The sequence below is a fragment of the Maribacter sp. LLG6340-A2 genome, from assembly GCF_045057105.1.
GTDB lineage: Bacteria > Bacteroidota > Bacteroidia > Flavobacteriales > Flavobacteriaceae > Maribacter.
On sequence record NZ_CP159332.1, the window covers coordinates 3,111,771 to 3,132,520 of the forward strand.

General features: G+C 36.1%; 24 protein-coding genes. 16 read left to right on the forward strand and 8 right to left on the reverse strand.

The genetic code is table 11. The features are described 5' to 3' along the window. Positions 1-88 precede the first annotated feature (88 nt). From ABVM52_RS13070 to ABVM52_RS13090, 5 genes are read left to right on the forward strand one after another with little or no spacing between them, the layout of a single operon-like run. Positions 89-1,027: an ABC transporter ATP-binding protein gene (locus tag ABVM52_RS13070; protein ID WP_405381193.1), complete on the forward strand. Its 939-nt coding sequence runs from the start codon at positions 89-91 to the stop codon at positions 1,025-1,027. Then, entirely contained in the window at positions 1,020-2,360 is a 1,341-nt protein-coding gene (locus tag ABVM52_RS13075; protein WP_405385130.1) for an ABC transporter permease, read from the forward strand. Before ABVM52_RS13070 ends, ABVM52_RS13075 begins: the two co-directional genes overlap by 8 nt. Next, positions 2,342-3,262, forward strand: a complete 921-nt coding sequence (locus ABVM52_RS13080; protein ID WP_405381195.1) for a mechanosensitive ion channel family protein — start codon at positions 2,342-2,344, stop codon at positions 3,260-3,262. The genes ABVM52_RS13075 and ABVM52_RS13080 overlap by 19 nt, the downstream gene beginning before the upstream one ends. Further along, complete coding sequence (locus ABVM52_RS13085) at positions 3,255-4,154, forward strand: DUF6268 family outer membrane beta-barrel protein (RefSeq protein WP_405381197.1); 900 nt, start codon at positions 3,255-3,257, stop codon at positions 4,152-4,154. The genes ABVM52_RS13080 and ABVM52_RS13085 overlap by 8 nt, the downstream gene beginning before the upstream one ends. Before the next feature lie 11 nt (positions 4,155-4,165). After that, positions 4,166-5,329 (forward strand): sigma-54-dependent transcriptional regulator, encoded by a 1,164-nt coding sequence (locus tag ABVM52_RS13090; protein ID WP_405381199.1) that lies wholly within the window; start codon positions 4,166-4,168, stop codon positions 5,327-5,329. 2 nt (positions 5,330-5,331) lie between these two features. On the opposite strand, the gene ABVM52_RS13095 is transcribed toward ABVM52_RS13090, so the two are convergent. Then, positions 5,332-6,039 carry a hypothetical protein gene (locus ABVM52_RS13095; RefSeq protein WP_405381201.1) on the reverse strand — a complete coding sequence of 236 codons (708 nt, stop codon included), beginning with the start codon at positions 6,037-6,039 and terminating at the stop codon, positions 5,332-5,334. Between the two features lie 175 nt (positions 6,040-6,214). On the opposite strand from ABVM52_RS13095, the gene ABVM52_RS13100 reads away from it, so the two are divergent. Continuing rightward, entirely contained in the window at positions 6,215-7,096 is an 882-nt protein-coding gene (locus ABVM52_RS13100; protein WP_405381203.1) for a PPK2 family polyphosphate kinase, read from the forward strand. Between the two features lie 28 nt (positions 7,097-7,124). Continuing rightward, positions 7,125-8,474 (forward strand): M20/M25/M40 family metallo-hydrolase, encoded by a 1,350-nt coding sequence (locus ABVM52_RS13105; RefSeq protein ID WP_405385131.1) that lies wholly within the window; start codon positions 7,125-7,127, stop codon positions 8,472-8,474. Between the two features lie 43 nt (positions 8,475-8,517). Here the strand turns inward: ABVM52_RS13105 and ABVM52_RS13110 are convergent, their stop codons facing one another. Beyond that, complete coding sequence (locus tag ABVM52_RS13110) at positions 8,518-9,660, reverse strand: acyltransferase family protein (protein ID WP_405381205.1); 1,143 nt, start codon at positions 9,658-9,660, stop codon at positions 8,518-8,520. Between the two features lie 193 nt (positions 9,661-9,853). On the opposite strand from ABVM52_RS13110, the gene ABVM52_RS13115 reads away from it, so the two are divergent. After that, positions 9,854-10,786 carry a peptidylprolyl isomerase gene (locus tag ABVM52_RS13115; RefSeq protein ID WP_405381207.1) on the forward strand — a complete coding sequence of 311 codons (933 nt, stop codon included), beginning with the start codon at positions 9,854-9,856 and terminating at the stop codon, positions 10,784-10,786. A gap of 338 nt (positions 10,787-11,124) precedes the next feature. Here ABVM52_RS13115 and ABVM52_RS13120 read toward each other — a convergent pair whose 3' ends face one another. Both ABVM52_RS13120 and ABVM52_RS13125 read right to left on the reverse strand, forming a co-directional pair. Beyond that, positions 11,125-11,319, reverse strand: coding sequence for a cold-shock protein (locus tag ABVM52_RS13120; protein ID WP_027064347.1), 195 nt, complete (start codon positions 11,317-11,319; stop codon positions 11,125-11,127). Positions 11,320-11,448: 129 nt separating this feature from the next. Then, the gene (locus ABVM52_RS13125; RefSeq protein WP_405381209.1) at positions 11,449-12,087 is read right to left on the reverse strand and encodes a peroxiredoxin; all 639 of its coding nucleotides are present in this window, start codon (positions 12,085-12,087) and stop codon (positions 11,449-11,451) included. Between the two features lie 105 nt (positions 12,088-12,192). Between ABVM52_RS13125 and ABVM52_RS13130 the strand changes: the two genes are divergently transcribed. Then, positions 12,193-12,729 (forward strand): YfiT family bacillithiol transferase, encoded by a 537-nt coding sequence (locus ABVM52_RS13130; protein ID WP_405381211.1) that lies wholly within the window; start codon positions 12,193-12,195, stop codon positions 12,727-12,729. Here ABVM52_RS13130 and ABVM52_RS13135 read toward each other — a convergent pair whose 3' ends face one another. Together ABVM52_RS13135 and ABVM52_RS13140 are read right to left on the reverse strand one after the other, a co-directional pair. Beyond that, the gene (locus ABVM52_RS13135; RefSeq protein ID WP_405381213.1) at positions 12,730-13,254 is read right to left on the reverse strand and encodes a GNAT family N-acetyltransferase; all 525 of its coding nucleotides are present in this window, start codon (positions 13,252-13,254) and stop codon (positions 12,730-12,732) included. Positions 13,255-13,275: 21 nt separating this feature from the next. Continuing rightward, on the reverse strand, positions 13,276-13,833 hold the full coding sequence (locus tag ABVM52_RS13140) for a thioredoxin family protein (protein ID WP_405381215.1): 558 nt from the start codon (positions 13,831-13,833) through the stop codon (positions 13,276-13,278). 89 nt (positions 13,834-13,922) lie between these two features. Here ABVM52_RS13140 and ABVM52_RS13145 point away from each other — a divergent pair, with 89 nt between their 5' ends. From ABVM52_RS13145 to ABVM52_RS13160, 4 genes are read left to right on the forward strand one after another with little or no spacing between them, the layout of a single operon-like run. Continuing rightward, positions 13,923-14,225 carry a phosphoribosylpyrophosphate synthetase gene (locus tag ABVM52_RS13145; protein WP_405381218.1) on the forward strand — a complete coding sequence of 101 codons (303 nt, stop codon included), beginning with the start codon at positions 13,923-13,925 and terminating at the stop codon, positions 14,223-14,225. Next, positions 14,225-14,563, forward strand: a complete 339-nt coding sequence (locus tag ABVM52_RS13150; RefSeq protein ID WP_405381220.1) for a tRNA-binding protein — start codon at positions 14,225-14,227, stop codon at positions 14,561-14,563. Before ABVM52_RS13145 ends, ABVM52_RS13150 begins: the two co-directional genes overlap by 1 nt. A gap of 4 nt (positions 14,564-14,567) precedes the next feature. After that, positions 14,568-15,488 (forward strand): bile acid:sodium symporter family protein, encoded by a 921-nt coding sequence (locus tag ABVM52_RS13155; RefSeq protein ID WP_405381222.1) that lies wholly within the window; start codon positions 14,568-14,570, stop codon positions 15,486-15,488. Further along, positions 15,485-16,528, forward strand: coding sequence for a lysophospholipid acyltransferase family protein (locus ABVM52_RS13160; protein ID WP_405381224.1), 1,044 nt, complete (start codon positions 15,485-15,487; stop codon positions 16,526-16,528). The genes ABVM52_RS13155 and ABVM52_RS13160 overlap by 4 nt, the downstream gene beginning before the upstream one ends. 64 nt (positions 16,529-16,592) lie before the next feature. Here ABVM52_RS13160 and ABVM52_RS13165 read toward each other — a convergent pair whose 3' ends face one another. Then, positions 16,593-16,976 (reverse strand): PUR family DNA/RNA-binding protein, encoded by a 384-nt coding sequence (locus ABVM52_RS13165; protein WP_405381226.1) that lies wholly within the window; start codon positions 16,974-16,976, stop codon positions 16,593-16,595. 65 nt (positions 16,977-17,041) lie between these two features. Next, positions 17,042-18,793: an ABC transporter ATP-binding protein gene (locus ABVM52_RS13170; protein WP_405381228.1), complete on the reverse strand. Its 1,752-nt coding sequence runs from the start codon at positions 18,791-18,793 to the stop codon at positions 17,042-17,044. A gap of 168 nt (positions 18,794-18,961) precedes the next feature. Here ABVM52_RS13170 and nusB point away from each other — a divergent pair, with 168 nt between their 5' ends. The 3 genes from nusB to yajC are packed head-to-tail and all read left to right on the forward strand — an operon-like array spanning position 18,962 to position 20,729. Then, entirely contained in the window at positions 18,962-19,906 is a 945-nt protein-coding gene (gene nusB / locus ABVM52_RS13175; RefSeq protein ID WP_405381230.1) for a transcription antitermination factor NusB, read from the forward strand. Between the two features lie 43 nt (positions 19,907-19,949). After that, on the forward strand, positions 19,950-20,420 hold the full coding sequence (locus ABVM52_RS13180) for a DUF1573 domain-containing protein (protein ID WP_405381232.1): 471 nt from the start codon (positions 19,950-19,952) through the stop codon (positions 20,418-20,420). 24 nt (positions 20,421-20,444) lie between these two features. Then, entirely contained in the window at positions 20,445-20,729 is a 285-nt protein-coding gene (gene yajC / locus ABVM52_RS13185; RefSeq protein WP_405381234.1) for a preprotein translocase subunit YajC, read from the forward strand. Positions 20,730-20,750: the final 21 nt, after the last annotated feature.

The window sequence follows — 20,750 nt, forward strand, 5'->3', positions numbered from 1 at the left end:
TTCTTTACAAAATATAATTATGCTGTAATGAATTTCTAATGAATATAGCTAGTCAAAACAAATCAATATCTTTGAACAAATTGCTTACATGAACAACATTTTGGTAGCTACAAATGTCACAAAGCAATACGGTGACCATTTAGCTTTAAAAGACGTTTCCCTAGAAATTCCAAAAAACAGTATTTATGGTTTACTTGGGCCTAATGGTGCGGGTAAAACCACATTGATTCGTATTATCAATCAAATAACCTATCCTGATCAAGGGGCCGTTTATTTTGATGGAGAACCTTTAAACCCTGGTCATATTGCACAAATAGGATATCTACCAGAAGAAAGAGGCCTTTACAAAAGTATGAAAGTGGGTGAGCAGGCCCTTTATCTGGCACAATTAAAAGGTTTGCCTAAAGCCGAAGCCAAAAAACGCTTAAAATATTGGTTTGAAAAATTAGAAATTGGAGATTGGTGGAATAAAAAAATACAAGAGCTTTCCAAAGGTATGGCTCAAAAGATACAATTTGTGGTAACCGTATTACACGAACCTAAATTATTGATTTTCGATGAACCTTTTAGTGGTTTTGATCCCATTAATGCCAATATCATCAAAGAACAGATTCTGGAGCTAAAGGAAAAAGGAACCTCGATTATATTTTCAACGCACCGTATGGAGTCCGTAGAGGAATTGTGCGAGCATATTGCCCTTATTCATAAATCTGAAAAAATTCTGGACGGCAAGCTGGCAGAAATTAAGAAAGCTTATAAAAACAATATCTTTAAAATTGGAATGGAGTGTTTATCACCTAATGGATTAATAGGTGATTTGCAAGAGCGTTTTAATGTTTTAAATCACGATTATGATAGTAAAGAGGGCCAGTTGAATATTTCCGTTCAATTACCTACAAACGATTCTAGGGAGATTTTAAACTATTTAGGTCAAAAAGCCAATATCAACGGCTTTATGGAAACAATACCATCGGCCAATGATATTTTTATTCAGACCATCCAAAAAAGAAATACAACTCATGAATAAATTGCCGCTGATTATTAAAAGGGAGTATTTGGCAAAAGTTAGGAACAAGTCATTTGTAATTATGACTTTCTTAAGTCCTTTACTAATGGTTGGTATGATTTTGCTGATATCTTACTTGACGCAATTGAACGATAATGAAAAAAGAATCATTGCGGTACTTAACGAAAGCGGATATTTCACCAATGAATTTGTTGCTAATAAGGCCACTTCATATGTAAATTTTAAGGATTTAACCTTAGCACAGGCAAAGGATTCTACCGTAAGTTTGGGGTATTATGGTTTGGTATATTTACCTGAAGAACCAAATTTGGAACGCGTGGCACAACGTGCTTTTTTTTATAGTAATGATGCTCCTAGTGCCGCTGTACTTGAAAAATTGGAAAACATAATTACCGGTAGATTGCGTCAGGAACGCTTAAGGGAGTTGGGTCTTTCCCCTAAAGAATATGCAGAAATGGACCGCAGTTATAGTCTTAATATAGAAACATTTGATGGGTTGCAGAATATAAAGGGCATTAACGAAATTAAGGCGGTAATCGGTGGTGCATTTGGGTATTTGATCATGATGTTCATAATTATTTATGGAGGTTTTGTAATGCGTAGTGTTATTGAGGAAAAAACCAGTCGTATTATTGAGGTCATTATATCATCTGTAAAACCTTTTCATTTAATGATGGGTAAGATTATAGGAACCTCACTTGCAGGTATTACCCAATTTGGTATTTGGATTGTTTCGGGTATTATTTTGCTATTTGTAGGTCTGGCAATTTTTGATATAGATCCTTCTACGTTGACAAAAGGTGGTATGCCTCAGACAATGGGCAATGGTTCTGGAATGGATGTAGATACCGTTACTCAAAATATTCAACTGTATGCCCAGGAAATTTTTGAGATTCCTATATTGGCTATGTTGATTTTCTTTATTATCTATTTTGTACTGGGATATTTAATCTATAGTTCTATTTATGCGGCCATAGGAGCTGCCGTGGATAATGAAACGGACACGCAGCAGTTTATTTTTCCGGTTATCTTACCTCTTATGCTGGCAATTTATGTTGGGTTCTTTTCTGTTTTTAGCAATCCAAATGGCCCCATTGCCGTTGCGTTTTCACTTTTTCCGTTAACGTCGCCAATAGTTATGCTTATGCGTTTACCATGGGGTATAGGTGAAGGTGGTGTACCGGTTTGGCAATTGATCAGCTCTATTTTAATTTTAATAGCTACATTTATTGGTATAGTATGGGTTGCGGCCAAAATATATAGGGTGGGTATTCTTATGTATGGCAAAAAGCCTAGTTATAAAGATTTGTTCAGATGGCTCAAATATTCTTAATGATACAAGAGGGTACCGAAAAGTTAAAGGAAATTATAGAAGATGATGTCTGGGGTACCATAAAGAAATTCCTTGACCTTGGTTACCACTTTGGCGAAGGTGAAAAGTCTATTCATATCACTGTAGGACTTTTACTTTTGTTAACGATAGCCTTTTTGCTTACCAGTACTGTTTTACAGGCCATACGAAGGTTTTTTACCAGAAATATGGAAACGGATGACAAGCTAAAGTTCATTAGTATCTTCAAGTTCATTAAATACCTTGTATATGTTGTGGTCATCTTGTTTACAATGAGTGCGGCCGGTATTAATATTACCATTTTAATCACGGCATCTGCTGCCTTGTTCGTAGGTTTAGGTCTGGCATTACAGGAAATTTTCCAGGATATTATTGGTGGTATTTTCATTATCGTGGATAAATCGCTCAGAGTTGGCGATATTATTGAAATAGATGGTAAGGTGGGTAAGGTTTTTGAAATAAAATTAAGGACTACACGGGCCGTTACCAGAGATGATAAGGTCATTATAATCCCCAATCATAAGTTTATTAGTGATATCATATATAATTATACCCAAAACCATAAAACGACAAGGGAGGCTATTCGTATTGGTGTGGCTTACGGAACAGATGTTGAACTTGTAACACGGCTTTTGTTGGAAATCATTAAGACACATCGTAATGTCTTAAAAAGTCCTAAACCCTTTGTTCTGTTTGAGGACTTTGGTGATTCTGCATTAATTTTTGCTCTTAATTTTTATATTTCCGATAGTTTTTCCGTACCACGTGTTAAAAGTGAATTGCGGTATAAAATTGATGCCGAGTTTAGAAAAAATAAGATTACTATACCCTTTCCTCAAAGGGACGTTCATATTTTTCAACAAGGCACCCTAAGCAATGAATAACAAGAAAAGTATGGGTGTAAAGAGAGAAGGAACGTTTCTTTTTTTCAGTTTAATGTTTTTTTGGCAATTTGTTCTTGGCCAAACACCAGATGTGTTTAGGTTAGAGTATATGTTAATGCCAGACAATAGTGCCCAAGTAGAAACTTCCCGTATTAAGTTGGTAATGAATATACCTATAGCTGTTCGTAATAAAAAGGACTATGTAATCTTGGGGGCAGAGTATAATCGGTACAATTTTGAAGTTCCAGATGACTTATTTCCAAATGCGGGCGATATAAAAAAATTTCATGTTGTAGATGTTAATATGGCCTATATGTATAAGCTTAGTGAAAACTGGCGCTTGGTTGGTGTGGTAACTCCTAGATGGTCCTCTAATTTCGTTGAAGACTTACAGCAAGATGACTTCAATGTTAATCTTACGGCAGGGGCATATAAAAATATAAAGGATGTGGAAAAACCTTATATTTTGGTTATGGGGCTATCTTACAATGGTACTTCTCCAATAGATGTTCCCTTACCCTTTTTATATTTTGAAAAAAGATTTCATGCTAACTGGTCCTATATTTTAGGGGCTCCAAAATCTGGTATGAAGTACTTTACTAAAAAAGGACACTTTTTTCAGACCGAACTTTTTTTGGACGGATATTACGTGAATATCCAGAACAATATTTTACTTCCAGGAAATAATTTGTCTACAGATGTATCATCTACGGCACTATTATTGACTTTAGGATATCAGTATAAAATAACGAAAGATATATCCGTTTACCTTATAGGCGGTCATTCCTTATTTCAAAATGGGGTGTTACGAGATGAGGAAAGGAATGATATATTTACATTAAATGATGAAGCAGGTCTGTATTTCAGGACCGGTTTTAGAATTGGAATTTAAAAAACTAAAGGATGTCAAAAATTTTGGTAATTGAAGATGAGGCGGCAATTAGAAGGGTGTTGGTCAAGATTCTTAGCGAAGAAAATGATGCGTACTCCGTTGAAGAGGCGGAAGATGGATTAAAAGGTATAGAGACCATAAAGGATAACGACTATGATCTGGTTCTTTGTGATATTAAAATGCCTAAAATGGATGGGGTAGAAGTGCTAGAAGCGGCAAGAAAAATTAAGCCGGAAATACCTTTTATCATGATTTCAGGTCATGGTGATCTGGATACTGCTGTAAATACAATGCGCCTTGGCGCCTTTGACTATATTTCAAAACCACCAGATTTAAATAGGTTGTTAACCACGGTCAGGAATGCTTTGGATAGAAAAGTATTGGTGGTTGAAAATAAAAAGCTAAAGAAAAAGGTCAGCAAGAATTATGAGATGATCGGTGAAAGTAAAGAAATTAGCACCATCAAGGAAATGATAGAGAAGGTTGCCCCTACAGATGCCAGAGTTTTAATTACCGGCTCTAACGGAACGGGTAAAGAGTTGGTAGCGCATTGGATCCACGAAAAAAGTGGTAGAAGTAGTGCCGCGTTCATAGAGGTAAACTGTGCGGCCATTCCATCGGAACTTATAGAAAGTGAACTATTTGGCCATGTTAAAGGAGCGTTTACCTCGGCTGTTAAAGACAGGGCCGGTAAATTTGAAGCAGCCAATAAAGGAACCATATTTTTAGACGAGATTGGTGACATGAGCCTTTCTGCCCAAGCAAAGGTTTTAAGGGCACTACAGGAAAGTAAAATCTCTAGGGTTGGTACGGATAAGGATATTAAGGTTGATGTTAGGGTTATTGCGGCCACCAACAAAAATTTAAAAAAAGAAATTGAAGATGGTAATTTTAGGGAAGATCTATATCATAGACTTGCCGTTATTTTGATACAGGTACCTAGTTTAAATGATAGGAGGGATGATATACCTTTATTGATTCAACATTTTTCAAAAAAGATTTGCGAAGAACAGGGTATGGCTACAAAAACATTTTCTGACGGAGCGATCAAATTGTTGAAAGCCTATGATTGGACCGGAAATATTAGGGAATTAAGAAACGTAGTGGAACGTCTTATTATCCTGGGAGGTCAAAACGTATCAGAGGATGACGTAAAACTATTTGCCAGTAAATAATATTACCTACTTCTTATAGGTTTGGAACAGTTACCCAATTTGTTTAATGCATTTTGGGTAATTTCTTTTGTTCTTAAATTATAGTACTTACTACCTTCGGATAAGTCTGTTTTTAATAACTGTTGCTCGCATTCGTTAAAAATTCGCTTGGCAAAAATATATGCCTCCTTACAATCAACGGTTTCAACTACTTTATTCAGGGATATTCTATATTTTTCCAAAGATTGGTCAATTTTTTCATTCAAGCTAGATGGCTCTTTTACCCTAATGGCTTCATTTTTGGATATCGATTTTGTAGAGGTATTCATGGCCAATAGATTATCGGCGTATACGCTATTATGATTATCATGCTCTGCTAGAACAAGCATAGTGTTATTCGTTATCTCAATAGATTTTTTCAAGAAATTTTTAGTTCCAATTAAAGTGGTCGATTTTGTGGCCGCTTTTAAATGCTCTAAATTTTCTTCCATTCTGTCCTTGGCTCGTGTACATCCACATTGGCTTAATTGTACTTTGGACTTTTCAAGGGCGTTAAGGGCTTTATAGGTGTAAAACCTGGCTTTGTTAATATCCTCTGTTTGTAATGCTTCTACTATTCTTGCTTTGGCAAAAGCCATATTGCTATTTGCATACTCACATTCTAAATTGGAGCTAAAGGAGGACAACAATAGCATGGAGAGAATGCAGAAAATATAGGTATACTTCTTCATTGGTAGGTTTTAAGATTGTAAAATTTGGGACTTTACAATTTTAAATTTAAGCTTTGTGGTGGGGTCTTTCTATTATTTTCGATACAATACCCAAGTAGCACGATTAACGGATGTTATTTGCAAACGTTGTTCATATAGAATTGGTAACTATTAAATTTTAACTTTATATTTCAGTATGGATAAAATAGATATAGAAAAATATAAGGTCAGTGAAAATTTTAAGTTGGAACATGTGCCAACTTTAGAGGATTTTGGCAAAACGGATAAGGAATTAAAAAAAGAACTCTCCGGAATAAGAAGGGAACTTGGGGAGTTCCAGGACACTATATATGCCCATGACAAGTATAGTATTTTGGTCTGCTTACAGGGTATGGATACTGCTGGTAAGGACAGTTTAATTCGTGAAGTATTCAAGGACTTTAATGTCAGCGGGGTAGAAGTTCATAGTTTTAAAGTACCTACGGATTTGGAGTTGAGCCATAATTATCTTTGGAGGCACTATATAGCCTTACCTGCCAAGGGAAAATTTGGGGTCTTTAATAGAACCCATTATGAAAATGTGTTGGTTACAAGGGTTCATCCAGAATACATTCTCAATGAACATATACCCGGTATACACGATGTTGATGATATAGATCAGAAGTTTTGGGATAAACGTTTTGAACAAATCAATGACTTTGAGCGGCATTTGGCAGAAAACGGCACCATAATTTTTAAATTCTTTTTAAACTTATCCAAAGAGGAACAGCGTCAGCGGTTATTACGTAGGCTTGCCGTTAAGGATAAGCATTGGAAATTTTCTCCGGGTGACCTAAAGGAACGTAAGTTATGGTCGGTTTATCAGAAATGTTATGAAGAGGCCATTTCAAAAACTACAAAAAAGCATGCGCCATGGTTTTCTATTCCGGCAGATAATAAGAAGGCGGCAAGGGTAATAGTTGCTTCAATCTTATTGCAATCGTTAAAAAAATACAAAGATATCAAGGAGCCTAGGTTGAGCGAAAAAATATTAGCTAATTTAGATTCCTATGAAGAACAATTACAACAAGAGGGTTAAACTGGGTTTTGTATTCATTTTTGCCTGTATGTTTATGGGCCATGCCCAAAAAAATGATGAAGAACAGATTAAGGCATTCTATGATTCCGCTTTGACCAACGCCACCGGGTATCATTGGTTAAATTATTTATCCAACCAAATTGGGGGCAGGTTGTCCGGCTCAGTACAAGCGCAACAAGCAGTTGACTATACCAAACTGCAATTAGATTCCCTTGGGGTGGACAAAGTCTGGTTACAACCGGTAATGGTTCCCAAATGGGTTAGGGGAACTCCGGAATTTGCCTATTATGAGACTACTCCCGGTATGACTACCAACGTTGCCATATGTGCGCTGGGTGGATCCGTGGCTACACCGCCAAAAGGATTAAAGGCCAAAATTGTGGAAGTTGAAGGCATTGAAGCCTTGGAACAGCTGGGGGAAAAAGAAATAGCAGGTAAAATTGTGTTTTTCAATAAACCTATGGATCCTACATCAATTAACACCTTCGAAGCTTACTCTAATTGTGTAGACCAGCGCTATGCCGGGGCAATGGAGGCTTCTAAGTACGGTGCAGTTGGGGTCATTGTTCGTTCAATGAACTTGCGCTTAGATGATTATCCGCATACTGGTTCTATGGGGTATGGCGATCAACCCGTTAGTGAAAGAATTCCTGCTGCGGCAATCAGTACCAATGGGGCGGAGTTGTTAAGTACCTCATTAAAATTAAATCCGGATATAAATTTCTATTTCAAACAAAACTGCAAACAGTTTCAAGATGTTGAATCCTATAATGTCATTGGTGAAATTACGGGGAGTACATTGCCTAACGAAATTATTGTGGTAGGCGGACATTTAGATTCTTGGGATCTTGGAGATGGTTCTCATGATGATGGTGCTGGGTGCGTTCAGAGTATGGAGGTGCTCAATTTATTTAAAACAACCGGATATAGGCCCAAAAGGACCATTAGGGTGGTACTGTTTATGAATGAAGAAAACGGACTTAGGGGAGGAAATGCTTATGCAGATTGGGCCAGTAAAGGTAAAGAGCATCACATATTTGCTTTGGAAAGTGATTCTGGCGGATTTACGCCAAGAGGTTTTACCTTGGATGCTACGGACAAGGAGATTGAAAATATTGAAGCATGGAAGCCATTATTTAAGCCCTATTTAATTCATTTTTTTGAAAAGGGGTTTGGCGGTGCCGATATTGGACCTTTAAAAAAATCAACGAACCAAAATATAGTATTGGCCGGACTAAGACCAGATTCTCAACGATACTTTGATTATCACCATGCAGAGAACGATACTTTTGAGCAGGTAAACCAGCGTGAATTGCAACTTGGTGCCGCTACAATGACCAGTTTGATATATTTAGTGGATAAATATGGGTTGGATTAAGCCATGAATCAGCTATTGCAAAAAAGCTTATTACTATGGTTATTTACTTATCGGATAACTTACTGGGAATATTTTCAATTTCCGATTTTGGCAATGATGAGGACCTCAACTTAATACCCAAGATAAAGTCAATGACCTTGCCCAGGTATTTTTCCATGAAGTTAGATAATGGCCCGGCAATGTACCTTACAATAATGAAGGATGCCGTAATCATTAATGTAATGGTTCCTATCAAGATTACATATTTATTCATGTAGCCCATAAGATTATTAAATATAATATATCCTATGCGTTGGTGCAGTAGGTATAAAGGATAGGTCATAATGCCCAAGTATAAAAAATAAGGTTTGTTCATCCATTTTAATCCTCCTAAGATTACTAAGAGCATTATCCCGTATGCACTGAACATTACGGCGAAGATTACCGGTTCTGAAAAGGTTTCGTTATATATGACCATGGCCATTTTGGCATATATCAAACGGTGAAAACAAGATAAAATAAAACATATACCAATGGCTATTCCGTTCTTGAGATTTACCGTTTTACTTTTATAAATGTCTGCCATCAACATCCCAGCAATAAACGCAGGCGACCATTGGAACATTAGGAAAAGATTAAGTACTTTGAAAATAAATATATTTTGCACAAGCGGGTATATTACCGTTAGCCCAAGCCATATATAGGCAATTGTGTTCACCTTTATTTTTTTATATCTGTAAAGTATCAGATAGCCAAGAGCCAAGGCGTAAAACCTAAGTTCTACGGACATGGTCCAATACGCTCCGTCTAAACGTTCAATGTCAAAGAAATCCTGTAACAGCGTCAAATTAAAAAGAAATTGACCAAATGTTGCCGTAAACCTTGGGGCACCGTAGAATATAGTAACCAAATAAGTAATAAATGCACAGAGCCAATAAACCGAAAATAGACGAACTACCCGAGATTTAAAAAAATAGGTTACGGATTTGTTGGCGACAGATAATGTAATTACGAATCCGCTGATAATAAAGAAAAGGTCAATGAATACAGCACAATATTTAACCCATTCCCCGGCAAGTTCTAGAAAGCTAAGGTTCGTTAAATTATCTGCTTTGAATCCCCTATAAAGGTAATGGACTAACATAATGCCAACTGCGGCAACAAATCGTAATAAATCAATTTGGTAAATACGTTGTTTAACAGCCATATTAAAAATGATGCGTTTTGTATAGGAAAACAAACAACGTTATATTTTCAATAATAATTTATTCTTCTCGATAGAAGTATAAATATATTGGTTTATCTTCTTTTTAACATATCTTTTAAAATGGCCGTTGCGTACTGTAAATTCATGAACGGCAAAATTTCTTTACCTTTGCCGGATATTTAAAATCAGTATAATGGAAGATGGAATTTATGCCAAGTTCAATACGAGCAAAGGCGAGATATTAGTAAAATTAACACATGAAAAAACTCCTGGTACGGTGGGTAATTTTGTGGCCTTAGCTGAAGGAAAAAAGAAGAATACCGCCAAAAGTGAGGGGGAACCATTCTACAATGGACTAAAATTTCATAGGGTGATCCCAGATTTTATGATTCAAGGTGGATGTCCTTTAGGCCGTGGTACTGGAGATGCCGGTTATAAGTTTGATGATGAGTTTCATCCAGAACTAAAACATGACGCTCCTGGAATATTATCTATGGCAAATTCAGGACCAGGTACCAATGGTAGCCAGTTTTTTATTACACACGGGCCAACTCCTTGGTTAGATAATAAACATACAGTTTTTGGTGCAGTAGCTAGTGGTCAGGAAGTTGTAGATGCCATTGCACAAGATGATAAGATAGATTCAGTTGAAATTGTTAGAGTAGGTGATGAAGCAGAAAATTGGGATGCCCTAAAGGCGTTTGAGGATTTTAACGCTGCCGGAGAGGCACGTATAGCAGCAGAAAAGGCCAAACAACAAGCTGAGCTTGATAAAGTTGCGGCAGGTTTTGATACTACGGCATCTGGACTCCGTTATAAAATGATACAAAAAGGAAACGGTACCAAGGCAGAAAAAGGCAAAACTGTTTCCGTTCATTATGAAGGCTCTTTATTGGATGGACAAGTTTTTGATTCGTCTTATAAACGTAATTCCCCTATTGATTTTCAATTGGGTATTGGTCAAGTTATTCCAGGATGGGATGAAGGAATCTCCTTATTGCAAGTAGGTGACAAGGCACGATTTGTAATACCATCTGATTTGGCGTACGGCGCTGCAGGAGCAGGTGGGGTTATTCCACCAAATGCTACGTTGATTTTTGATGTAGAATTGATGAAGGTAGGTTAACCTTACATATATAAAACAGTTTAACACCTATGTCTTAAGGATATAGGTGTTTTTTTGTTTTTGATTCTAATTACTATTTTACTTTAGTAATGAGGTAAACTTACTTTTTTCTGGTAACGAAGCTGCCTAGAATTAATGCAACATTGACAATCAATAATACCAAAAGTACGGTCAAAAATGTATTCATAGTTGTTTAAATAAGGTTGGGGAACTCTGGTTGTTTATTGGTAGATGTGTAAGTAGTATAATGGTTGCGTAAAAAAGTAGAATTTTTTTACATAAAAAAAACCTGACTCCGTAGAATCAGGTTTTAAACTATAAAAAAGTTAAATCGTTACCTAGTCAATTACCTTCACATTAACGGCGTTTAATCCTTTTTTACCTTGTTGTAGTTCAAATTCTACAACATCACCTTCTCGAACTTCATCGATTAAGCCAGAAATGTGTACAAAATGATCTTCGTTTGAACCATCTTCAGTGATAAATCCGTAACCTTTGGAATCATTGAAGAATTTTACTGTTCCTTTACTCATAATAGAAAAATTAAATATTAATTAAAGCGCAAATATAGTGTTTAATTATTTAATAAGTAATATTCCTACAGGTTATATTAAGGTTAAACAAATACACATAACTTATTGACTATGAACTGTTTTTTGAGCCTATTTTGTAGGGTCTGGAGTCATTCTTAGATACGGTTTTACTTCTGTTACCCCCTTAGAAAATAGTTCCTTTGCATCTGCGGTGGAGATTGCGGGGCTAACTACAACGTCATTACCGTTTTCCCAATTGGCAGGAGTGGCAACTTTATGATATGCAGTTAGTTGCAAGGAATCTATGACCCTTAAAAGTTCATAGAAATTTCTACCTGTAGAAGCTGGGTAGGTCAACGTAAGTTTAACTGTTTTATCAGGGGCTATAATAAATACTGAGCGTACGGTTAAATTATTATCTGCATTAGGATGGATCATATCATAAAGGTCAGAGACCTTTTTGTCCTCATCGGCAATTATTGGAAAATTAACTACCGTGTCCTGTACTTCATTAATATCCTTGATCCATTCTGCATGAGATGCTGCACCATCTACACTTAGCGCTAACATTTTAACATTGCGTTTGTCAAATTCATCCTTAAATTTAGCGGCCGTACCTAACTCTGTTGTACAGACCGGAGTAAAGTCTGCAGGGTGTGAAAATAAAATTCCCCAACTATCTCCTAAATAATCGTAAAGATTTATGGTTCCTACGGAACTATCTGCTGTAAAATCGGGTGCTTTGTCCCCTAATCGTATTGTTGCCATGTTGTAATTTTTTTAAATTTTTTTATCCTATAAAGTTACTAGATTAATAGAGCTATACTCCAGTTTTTAGGTTAAAAGTCTATTAAAATTTTTTACATTTATCCAATGGAAGAGTTAGAAAAATTAAAATATCCCATAGGGCATTTTGAGTGTCCGGATGAAATATCCAAAGCGGATATAAATAGATGGATTACGGTATTGGATACCTTACCAAAAAGATTAAATGATTTGGTTGGCGGTCTTAACGAAAAACAACTGGACACTCCTTATAGAAATGGTGGTTGGACGGTTAGGCAGGTTATACACCACTTGGCAGATAGCCACCATCATAGCTATACCAGGTTTAAGTGGGCCTTGACGGAAAATAGACCTTTGATAAAAGTATATGAAGAAAAGGATTGGAGTAATTTAATTGATGCTAAAAGCGCACCTATTTCCTTGTCCTTGAATTACCTGACTGCTATACATGCAAAACTTGTGTATTTGTTGAAACATATATCAGCATCAGATTACCAAAAAAGTTATATACACCCAGATGGTAACATGAATGTTTCCGTTGCGGAAAATTTGGGTAAATATGCTTGGCATAGCAACCACCACTATGCCCACATAAAAAACCTTATGGAAAGAAACAATTGGTAATTAAATCTCCTTTAACAATATGTACATTGGTTTTTCCTCTTCAATTACATTGTTAAAGGGTACTTGGGTGGTTCCAACTATAGAAAAACCATTGGCTATATAAAAAGGTAAAGCCAAGCCTTTTTGCATGGCTTCTAAAAAGACAACTTTTTTTAATTTGGTTTTTGCTTTTGTAGCTATAAAATTTAAGGCCGCTTTTCCTATACCCTTGCCCGTGTATTCTTTTTTAATATATATTTTATCCAAAAAAAGGGTTTCATTATTCCTGTAGTTGGTTAAAGCTTTCTCATAACTAAGTTTTAAAATACCCACAATTATATCTTCTAAGGTAATTACAAAAAGTTCTGAATTTTCATCTCCTTCTTCCTTGATTAGTACTTCCTTTGTAAAACTATTTTGGATATAGGTGGCAGTGTTGCCCTCTGGCCATAGATGTCTATAATGTTGATTGTAGGCTATTGTACCCACCGTAATATAATCATGGTAGAGAGATGATGTTAGTGGTTTAAAATCAACAGGGTACATTAGTGTTGTATTTTATTGGCCTTAGGATTTCCATTTTATGCCACAGCCTATACTTGGTTTTTGTACAGGGTCAATTGCGGTACCTGAAAGAAGATTGTCCATGGCATTTCTTAGGTCCTTTCCATTTAGCGGTTTGTCATTGCCAGGCCTGGAATCATCAAGTTGGCCACGGTACACCAACTCTAAATCCTTGTTAAAAAGATAAAAATCTGGGGTACAGGCCGCATTATAGCTTTTAGCAACGGATTGATCTTCGTCGTATAAATAAGGAAATGTATAGTTTTCTGCCTTTGCCTTGATCTTCATGAAATTAGGGGCATCCTCAGGATAGTTCTCTACATCATTACTGGAAATAGCAATAAAACCAATTCCTTTCTCTTGATATTCCCTTGCCATTTTGGTAATTTCTGGGTTAACATGGACTACAAACGGGCAATGGTTGCATATGAACATGATTACCGTACCCTTGGGGCCGGTCAAGGAATGAAGGTTCATGGTTTTTTGACTTACGGTATCCAGTAAGCTAAATTCTGGAGCTATGGTGCCCAATGCCAACATGTTACTCTCTGTTCTTGCCATACAAACTAAAATTTAATCGTACTAAGTTAAGAAATTCTTGAGGCATGCTTTTACTTTACATAATTCATAAACCCTAAAACACATATATTATGGAAAAATCATATATTTCACTATCCGTGGCCATTAAAGCGCTGCAAGAAGAAGGTTACACAGAGGATTTTAACCTCTGCGATGCAGGAATAGAAAATAAGAGCAAAAAACAAATACATAAGGCTACGGACTTGGAGGTCGTTAAATTTTATCGTTTTGAGGGTATGACAAATCCAGATGATAACACTATACTTTATGTAATAGAAACCAGCCAAGGAGAAAAAGGCTTATTGGTTGATGCTTACGGTGCGTATTCTGGTAATGTTCCTAAAGAACTTATAGAAAAACTTAGAATTACATAATGAAGGAAGGCATTACCTGGAATGATTTTAGCAAAATAGATATGAGGGTCGGTACCATCATTGCAGTAGATGAATTTCCAGAAGCTAGAAATCCTTCGTATAAATTAAAAATCCAATTTGGCGATGAAATAGGAATTAAAAAATCTTCTGCCCAAATTACCCAAAACTATAAGAAAGAGGAGCTTGTTGGCATGCAAGTTATTGCCGTTATAAATTTCCCTAAAAAACAAATTGCCAATTTTATGAGCGAATGTCTTATATTGGGAGCTGTAGATAATGGATCCGTAATTTTGGTACAACCACATTTGGCGGTGCCTAACGGATTGAAAATTTCCTAGTTTTTTGACTGATAACCTTTTGGATAGCGTTCATATCAATTTTGATTCTGGATCATTATGGGTCATGAACATTATATTGGCCCTGGTAATGTTCGGGGTGGCGTTAGAGATTTCTGTAAAGGACTTTAAGCCCTTATTTACAAGACCTAAGGCTATTGTAGTGGGTTTGGTTAGTCAGTTTATATTGTTGCCCGCAGTGACCTTTTTTTTCGTTGTATTAATAGAGCCCTTCCCTAGCATTGCTTTGGGCATGTTCATGGTGGCAGCTTGCCCAGGTGGTAATATTTCTAATTTTATTTCTTATCTCTCTAAGGCAAATACGGCATTATCCGTGAGTTTAACAGCGTTATCCACATTGTTGGCCATTGTTATGACGCCTTTGAATTTTCATTTTTGGTCAGCGCTTTATGTCCCAGGCTCTAACATTGTTAATAATATTTCCATATCACCCTATGAAATGGTTAAGCTGGTTTTTCTATTGCTGGGACTACCGCTGGTACTAGGTATGTTGATTAATTACAAAAAGCCCTTACTTGCCGTTAAAATTGCAAAAAGACTTAAAGTGGTTTCCTTGGTATTCTTTATCTTTTTGGTCTTTATTGCCTTGTACAATAACCGTATTATTTTTATGGATTATATCTACTATGTATTTTGGATCGTAGTAGTACATAATTTAATTGCCTTTTCAACTGGGTTTGGTATTGCAACAGTATTTCAACTACCTAAAGAAAGTAGAAGGTCTGTCACCATAGAAACCGGTATTCAAAATTCTGGTTTAGGTCTTCTTTTGATATTTACTTTCTTTGATGGATTGGGGGGTATGGCCCTATTAGCTGCTTTTTGGGGAATTTGGCATATTGTTTCCGGTCTAATTTTGGCCGCAATTTGGAACAATAAAATAATCGTGAAAAAAACCATAGCTTGAACGGATTGATGTACTCCATTGTTAAATTTATCATTAAGACCGGTTTATATGCATATTATAAAGGTATTGAAATAAGAGGCTTAGAGCATGTGCCCAAGAACAAGCCCGTCATGTTTTTGCCCAACCACCAAAGTGCATTAATGGATGTTCTTCTAATTGCAACGGATTGTAACCGAAAACCCTATTTTTTAACCCGTGCCGATGTGTTTAAGAAAGCATTTCTAAAGCGAATTTTCGCTTATTTTCAAATGTTACCCATATACCGTATACGAGATGGTAGGGAATCCTTGACCAATAACGATAAAATATTTGATGCTTGTGCCAATGTTTTGCACAATGGTAATGCATTGGTGATGTTTCCTGAGGCAAACCATAATCTACGAAGAAGAGTGCGGCCTTTAAGCAAAGGGTTTACAAGAATACTTTTTAGAAGCCTGGAGCTGTACCCTAATCTTGATATTCAATTGGTCCCAGTAGGATTAAATTATCAGGATGCTACACATTTTCCTGATCGTGTTTCCGTACATTTTGGTAAACCAATTGCGGTAACTAGTTTTTTTGACCCCCGTGACTATATGGGGTCCAGTAGGGCAATAAAAGAAAAGGTAACTACCGAACTTAAAATGTTGACCACGCATATTGAAGATGATGCTAATTATGACCGCATAGTTCAAAGTTTGGAACATAGAGGGGCGGACTTTACTGATCCGGTGGCCATAAATAATGAAGTGGAGAGGTTTAATGAATGGAAGAATATTAATGAACCTAATCTTCAAAGTAGTTCAAGTGCATTTAGGATACTGCTATATATTTTAAATGTGCCCATTTATGTATTGTGGAAGTATTGGTTACGACCAAAAGTTCCCGAAGCAGAATTTGTAGGCACGTTCAAATTTGCTTTTGGACTATTGGCATACCCTATTTTTATCTGTTTCCTATTTTTAATCTTGATTAATGTAATACCTGTAGATATGGCACTTATAATCTTAGTTGTGCATGCATCAATTACATTTTTTATAATTAAATACCTGCTTAAATAAATGGGTGAAAATAAAAAACGACCCTTCTTAGGGTCGTTTATAAAATATAGATTATCGTATATTACTAAATGTCTTCAAAACTGACATCGGTAAAACTAGAAGTACTGCTTTGAGACTTTTCTACTTCTGGCTCAGAAACGGTATCTTCTTTTTTGAAATCTTTTTGATGTCTTTCAGAGATAACTTCTGATCCTTTCTCATTAATGATGAAATCCATCATTTCTTCTACATTTTCCCTAAAAGCTTCAAAATCTTCTTTGTATAGGTAGATTTTGTGTTTTTTGTAATGGAATGATCCATCATCATGTGTAAACTTCTTGCTTTCTGTTATCGTAAGGTAGTAATCGCCCGCCTTGGTACTTCTTACATCAAAAAAATAAGTCCGTCTGCCTGCGCGTAATACTTTGGAGTGAATTTCTTCCTGGTCTGATAAATCTCTTTCGCTCATTTCTTATGTTTAGTGTCATTATACTATCAAAAATGAAAAAAAAAACGCTATCCGACAACAATTTTCTAATTTTCTTTCTCTGACAGCTGCTTGGTATATAGTTCCTTATAATACCCATCCTCACCGTTCAATTCCTCATGCGTACCCTGTTGAATAAGTTTACCGTTGTCCAAGACCAATATTTTGTCGGCATTTTTAGCAGATGAAACCCTATGGCTAACAATTAATGTTGTCTTGTTTTTAGATGCCTTTTTTAGGTTGTTCAGAATTTCTTCTTCGGTCTCTGTGTCTACTGCAGAGAGGCAGTCGTCGAACAAATATATTTGTGGTTTTTTTATAAGTGCCCTAGCAATGGATACCCGTTGTTTTTGACCACCGCTCAGTGTAATTCCCCTTTCGCCCAATACGGTGTCATATGTTTTGGAAAAGCCCATGATATTTTCATGAACAACGGCATCTTTGGCAATGTCAATGATTTCTTTTTCAGTAGCATCCTCCTTACCAAATTTTATATTGTTCCTTATACTATCTGAAAATAAAAATGCATCTTGGGGAACGGCACCTATTGCTTCCCTTAGATTGGTAAGGTCTATATTTTTTATGGGTTCATCGTCTATAAGTATTTCTCCGGAGGTAGTGTCGTACAATCTGGCTACTAGGTCCAGAATGGTTGATTTTCCTGAACCGGTCTTACCTATTATCGCTGTGGTTTCCCCTTTATTAATGGTAAAGGAAAGGTTTGTTAAAGCAGTAATATTGGTATCCTCATAGGTAAAGCCCACGTTTTTAAACTCTATTTTACCTTCTACTTGATGTTTGTTGGTGGCAGTGTTTTCCAATTCTGAAGTTTGCCTTAGAAATTCATTAATTCTTTCTTGGCTAGCCGCGGCTCTTTGCACTATGGAGGTAAGCCACCCAACAATGGCTACTGGCCATGTCAACATATTTACATACAGGATAAATTCTGCAATTAGGCCTACACTTATTTCGCCCGCCAAATACTGTTTACCGCCAATATAGATAACTAGAATATTACTAATACCGATTAATAGAATCATTAAGGGGAAAAACCATGCATTTACCTTGGCCAGACTTATACTCTTTTTTTTACCTTCATTGGCAAGCAAGGTTAAATCTGCATTGGTCTGGGGTTCTAATGCATATGCCTTAATAACAGAAACTCCAGAAAATACTTCTTGGGTAAAGGTTGATAGGGTTGATAGGTATTGCTGTACTATAGTACTCCTTTTGTGGATTACCTTACTAATTTGATAGATTAATACGGACAAAATAGGTAAAGGTAGTAGGGTATAGGCGGCCAATGTAGGAGCCTTAATGAACATTAACGGTATTAAAAAGGCAAATAGCGTTAAGGTCTGTATGCCATACATAATAGCCGGACCGGCATACATACGAACTTCGTTGACATCTTCACTGATCCTGTTCATTAAGTCTCCGGTTCTGTTTTTCTTATAAAAATTAAGACTCAACTTCTGATAGTGGTCAAATATTTCATTTTTCAGGTCGTACTCAATATATCTAGAGATATTAATAATGGTTTGACGCATTAAAAATGTAAAAAAGCCAGATAGCAGTGCCGCGCCAACAATAATTAGAATAAATTGTAATAATAGGTCTTGGGCTTCGGTCTTTGCTATTTCCTCATTTAAAAATTGTTCTACTACAGATATGCTCTTGTTTACATAAGAGGGCATGATCAATTGAAAAAGCCGTGCAACAATCGTTATTATGATACCTAGAAAGAGTTTAAGCCAATATTTCTTGAAGTATTTGTTAAGATGCTTAAGTTCTTTCATAAGTTGTGCAAAAAAAGAAAAATATAAATTTTGTTCAAAGATAGTTTTTTGCCCTAAAACCAAGTGTTATAAAATAACTAAGATAAATGCAATTGCTATTGTGACCCTTTAAATAGATACTTACCTTTGCGGTGTTAATGAATAATCTAATTAAATAAGTTCTTTAAAATGCTTACAAGAAGGCATATTAGGGTAAAGGTAATGCAGAGCATTTACGCCCTAATTCAATCCAAGGATGATTCCTTGCAAAAACAGGAGAAGTTTCTAAAAGTAAGCATAGAGAATACCTATACGCTCTATTTGCTTTGGTTAGGTCTTTTTGTAGAATTACAGAAGAGAGCTGCCGATCAAATTTCCCTTTCCGCAAATAAATACATCAGCGAGAAAAATGAATACCCCAATCCCAAAAAATTTATTCAGAACAAATTGTTGTTGCAAATTGCACAAAACAAGTCTTTAGAAGAAGAAATTGCCCATAGAAAGTTGGATAATTGGTATCTGAACGAGGAATATGTAAAATTGATCTATAAGGAGATTATTGAAAGTGAAGTGTATCAAGAATATATGTCCTTGCCCGGTAGTGATTATGCTTCGGATAAAGAACTGATCATGACCTTGTTCAAGACCATCATAGCTCCCAATGAAAAAATATATGATTATTTTGAAGATGATAAATTGACTTGGGTAGATGATATCCCTATTGTCAATACTTTTGTTTTAAAGCATTTAAAGAAAACGAAAGAGTCCCACGCAGAGTCTTATTTTCTGCCTAGTCTGTTAAAGGATGACGAGGACATGCAGTTTGCCTTGCAATTACTTTCTAGGACCTTATTGAAAAATGCCGAGCTTGAAAAAGAGATAGAGGGCAAAACCCCTAATTGGGATAAAGACCGTATAGCTGAGGTTGACAGTATTCTTTTAAGAATGGCAATTTGTGAGCTTTTACATTTTCCGTCTATACCAGAAAGGGTAACTATTAACGAGTATTTGGAAATTGCCAAAGAATATTCCACGCCCAAGAGCAGCATATTCATCAATGGTATTTTAGATAAGCTTACAAAAGAGTATAAAACAGCGGGTAAACTCAATAAAATAGGGAGAGGGCTGTTATAAAAATATTTTATAATTTTACATTAAATTGATAAATCTAAAAAGTATGAAAAAAATAGTTTTAATTGTTGGGCTTGTGTCAATGGTAGCTTTTACTTCCTGTAAGGAAAATGCCTCCAGTAAGATTAAAAGTGATAATGTAGCAGAGGCGGCAGTAAGGGATGAAGCAGCAAAAGCGGTACCTGTAATGTCTTTTGAGAAGGCAGAGCATGATTTTGGAACCATTGAACAAGGTACTCCTCAAGAAACGGTTTTTAAATTTACCAATACGGGTAATGCCCCTTTGATTATTACAGATGCTAAAAGTAGCTGTGGATGTACGGTTCCCAACCCACCAAAAGATCCAATTGCTCCTGGCGAGTCTGGTGAGTTAAAAGTAAATTTCAACGGATCGGGTCAAAACCAAGTAACAAAAACAATTACGGTTACGGCAAATACGGCAAAGGGATCGGAGCTTTTAAGAATCAAAGCTTTTGTAAACCCAAAAGGAGCAGCTCCATTAGGACCTGTTAAATAATTATAATTTTATACAAACCAAATAATGGGTGAATTAGGACAGTTTCTTCCAATGATCTTAATCTTTGTGGTCGCATATTTCTTTATGATCAGACCTCAAATGAAAAGACAAAAAGATGAAAAGAAGTTTTCGGCAGAATTAAAACGTGGTGATCGTGTGGTTACCAAAAGCGGACTGCACGGAAAAGTAGTAGATTTAAATGACAAGGATTTTTCATGTGTATTGGAAACTATGGCTGGAAAATTAAAATTTGATAGATCGGCAATATCAATGGAGATGAGTAAAAAACTGAACGCTCCTGAAAAATAAATAATCTAAAAATGTATAAAA

What these genes read in the sequence shown, in the direction of transcription:
- ABVM52_RS13070 (WP_405381193.1), top strand. Translation starts at nt 89, where the DNA reads ATGAACAACATTTTGGTAGCTACAAATGTCACAAAGCAATACGGTGAC.
- ABVM52_RS13075 (WP_405385130.1), top strand. Translation starts at nt 1,020, where the DNA reads ATGAATAAATTGCCGCTGATTATTAAAAGGGAGTATTTGGCAAAAGTT.
- ABVM52_RS13080 (WP_405381195.1), top strand. Translation starts at nt 2,342, where the DNA reads ATGGCTCAAATATTCTTAATGATACAAGAGGGTACCGAAAAGTTAAAG.
- ABVM52_RS13085 (WP_405381197.1), top strand. Translation starts at nt 3,255, where the DNA reads ATGAATAACAAGAAAAGTATGGGTGTAAAGAGAGAAGGAACGTTTCTT.
- ABVM52_RS13090 (WP_405381199.1), top strand. Translation starts at nt 4,166, where the DNA reads ATGTCAAAAATTTTGGTAATTGAAGATGAGGCGGCAATTAGAAGGGTG.
- ABVM52_RS13095 (WP_405381201.1), bottom strand. Translation starts at nt 6,039, where the DNA reads ATGAAGAAGTATACCTATATTTTCTGCATTCTCTCCATGCTATTGTTG.
- ABVM52_RS13100 (WP_405381203.1), top strand. Translation starts at nt 6,215, where the DNA reads ATGGATAAAATAGATATAGAAAAATATAAGGTCAGTGAAAATTTTAAG.
- ABVM52_RS13105 (WP_405385131.1), top strand. Translation starts at nt 7,125, where the DNA reads ATGTTTATGGGCCATGCCCAAAAAAATGATGAAGAACAGATTAAGGCA.
- ABVM52_RS13110 (WP_405381205.1), bottom strand. Translation starts at nt 9,660, where the DNA reads ATGGCTGTTAAACAACGTATTTACCAAATTGATTTATTACGATTTGTT.
- ABVM52_RS13115 (WP_405381207.1), top strand. Translation starts at nt 9,854, where the DNA reads ATGGAAGATGGAATTTATGCCAAGTTCAATACGAGCAAAGGCGAGATA.
- ABVM52_RS13120 (WP_027064347.1), bottom strand. Translation starts at nt 11,319, where the DNA reads ATGAGTAAAGGAACAGTAAAATTCTTCAATGATTCCAAAGGTTACGGA.
- ABVM52_RS13125 (WP_405381209.1), bottom strand. Translation starts at nt 12,087, where the DNA reads ATGGCAACAATACGATTAGGGGACAAAGCACCCGATTTTACAGCAGAT.
- ABVM52_RS13130 (WP_405381211.1), top strand. Translation starts at nt 12,193, where the DNA reads ATGGAAGAGTTAGAAAAATTAAAATATCCCATAGGGCATTTTGAGTGT.
- ABVM52_RS13135 (WP_405381213.1), bottom strand. Translation starts at nt 13,254, where the DNA reads ATGTACCCTGTTGATTTTAAACCACTAACATCATCTCTCTACCATGAT.
- ABVM52_RS13140 (WP_405381215.1), bottom strand. Translation starts at nt 13,833, where the DNA reads ATGGCAAGAACAGAGAGTAACATGTTGGCATTGGGCACCATAGCTCCA.
- ABVM52_RS13145 (WP_405381218.1), top strand. Translation starts at nt 13,923, where the DNA reads ATGGAAAAATCATATATTTCACTATCCGTGGCCATTAAAGCGCTGCAA.
- ABVM52_RS13150 (WP_405381220.1), top strand. Translation starts at nt 14,225, where the DNA reads ATGAAGGAAGGCATTACCTGGAATGATTTTAGCAAAATAGATATGAGG.
- ABVM52_RS13165 (WP_405381226.1), bottom strand. Translation starts at nt 16,976, where the DNA reads ATGAGCGAAAGAGATTTATCAGACCAGGAAGAAATTCACTCCAAAGTA.
- ABVM52_RS13170 (WP_405381228.1), bottom strand. Translation starts at nt 18,793, where the DNA reads ATGAAAGAACTTAAGCATCTTAACAAATACTTCAAGAAATATTGGCTT.
- nusB (WP_405381230.1), top strand. Translation starts at nt 18,962, where the DNA reads ATGCTTACAAGAAGGCATATTAGGGTAAAGGTAATGCAGAGCATTTAC.
- ABVM52_RS13180 (WP_405381232.1), top strand. Translation starts at nt 19,950, where the DNA reads ATGAAAAAAATAGTTTTAATTGTTGGGCTTGTGTCAATGGTAGCTTTT.
- yajC (WP_405381234.1), top strand. Translation starts at nt 20,445, where the DNA reads ATGGGTGAATTAGGACAGTTTCTTCCAATGATCTTAATCTTTGTGGTC.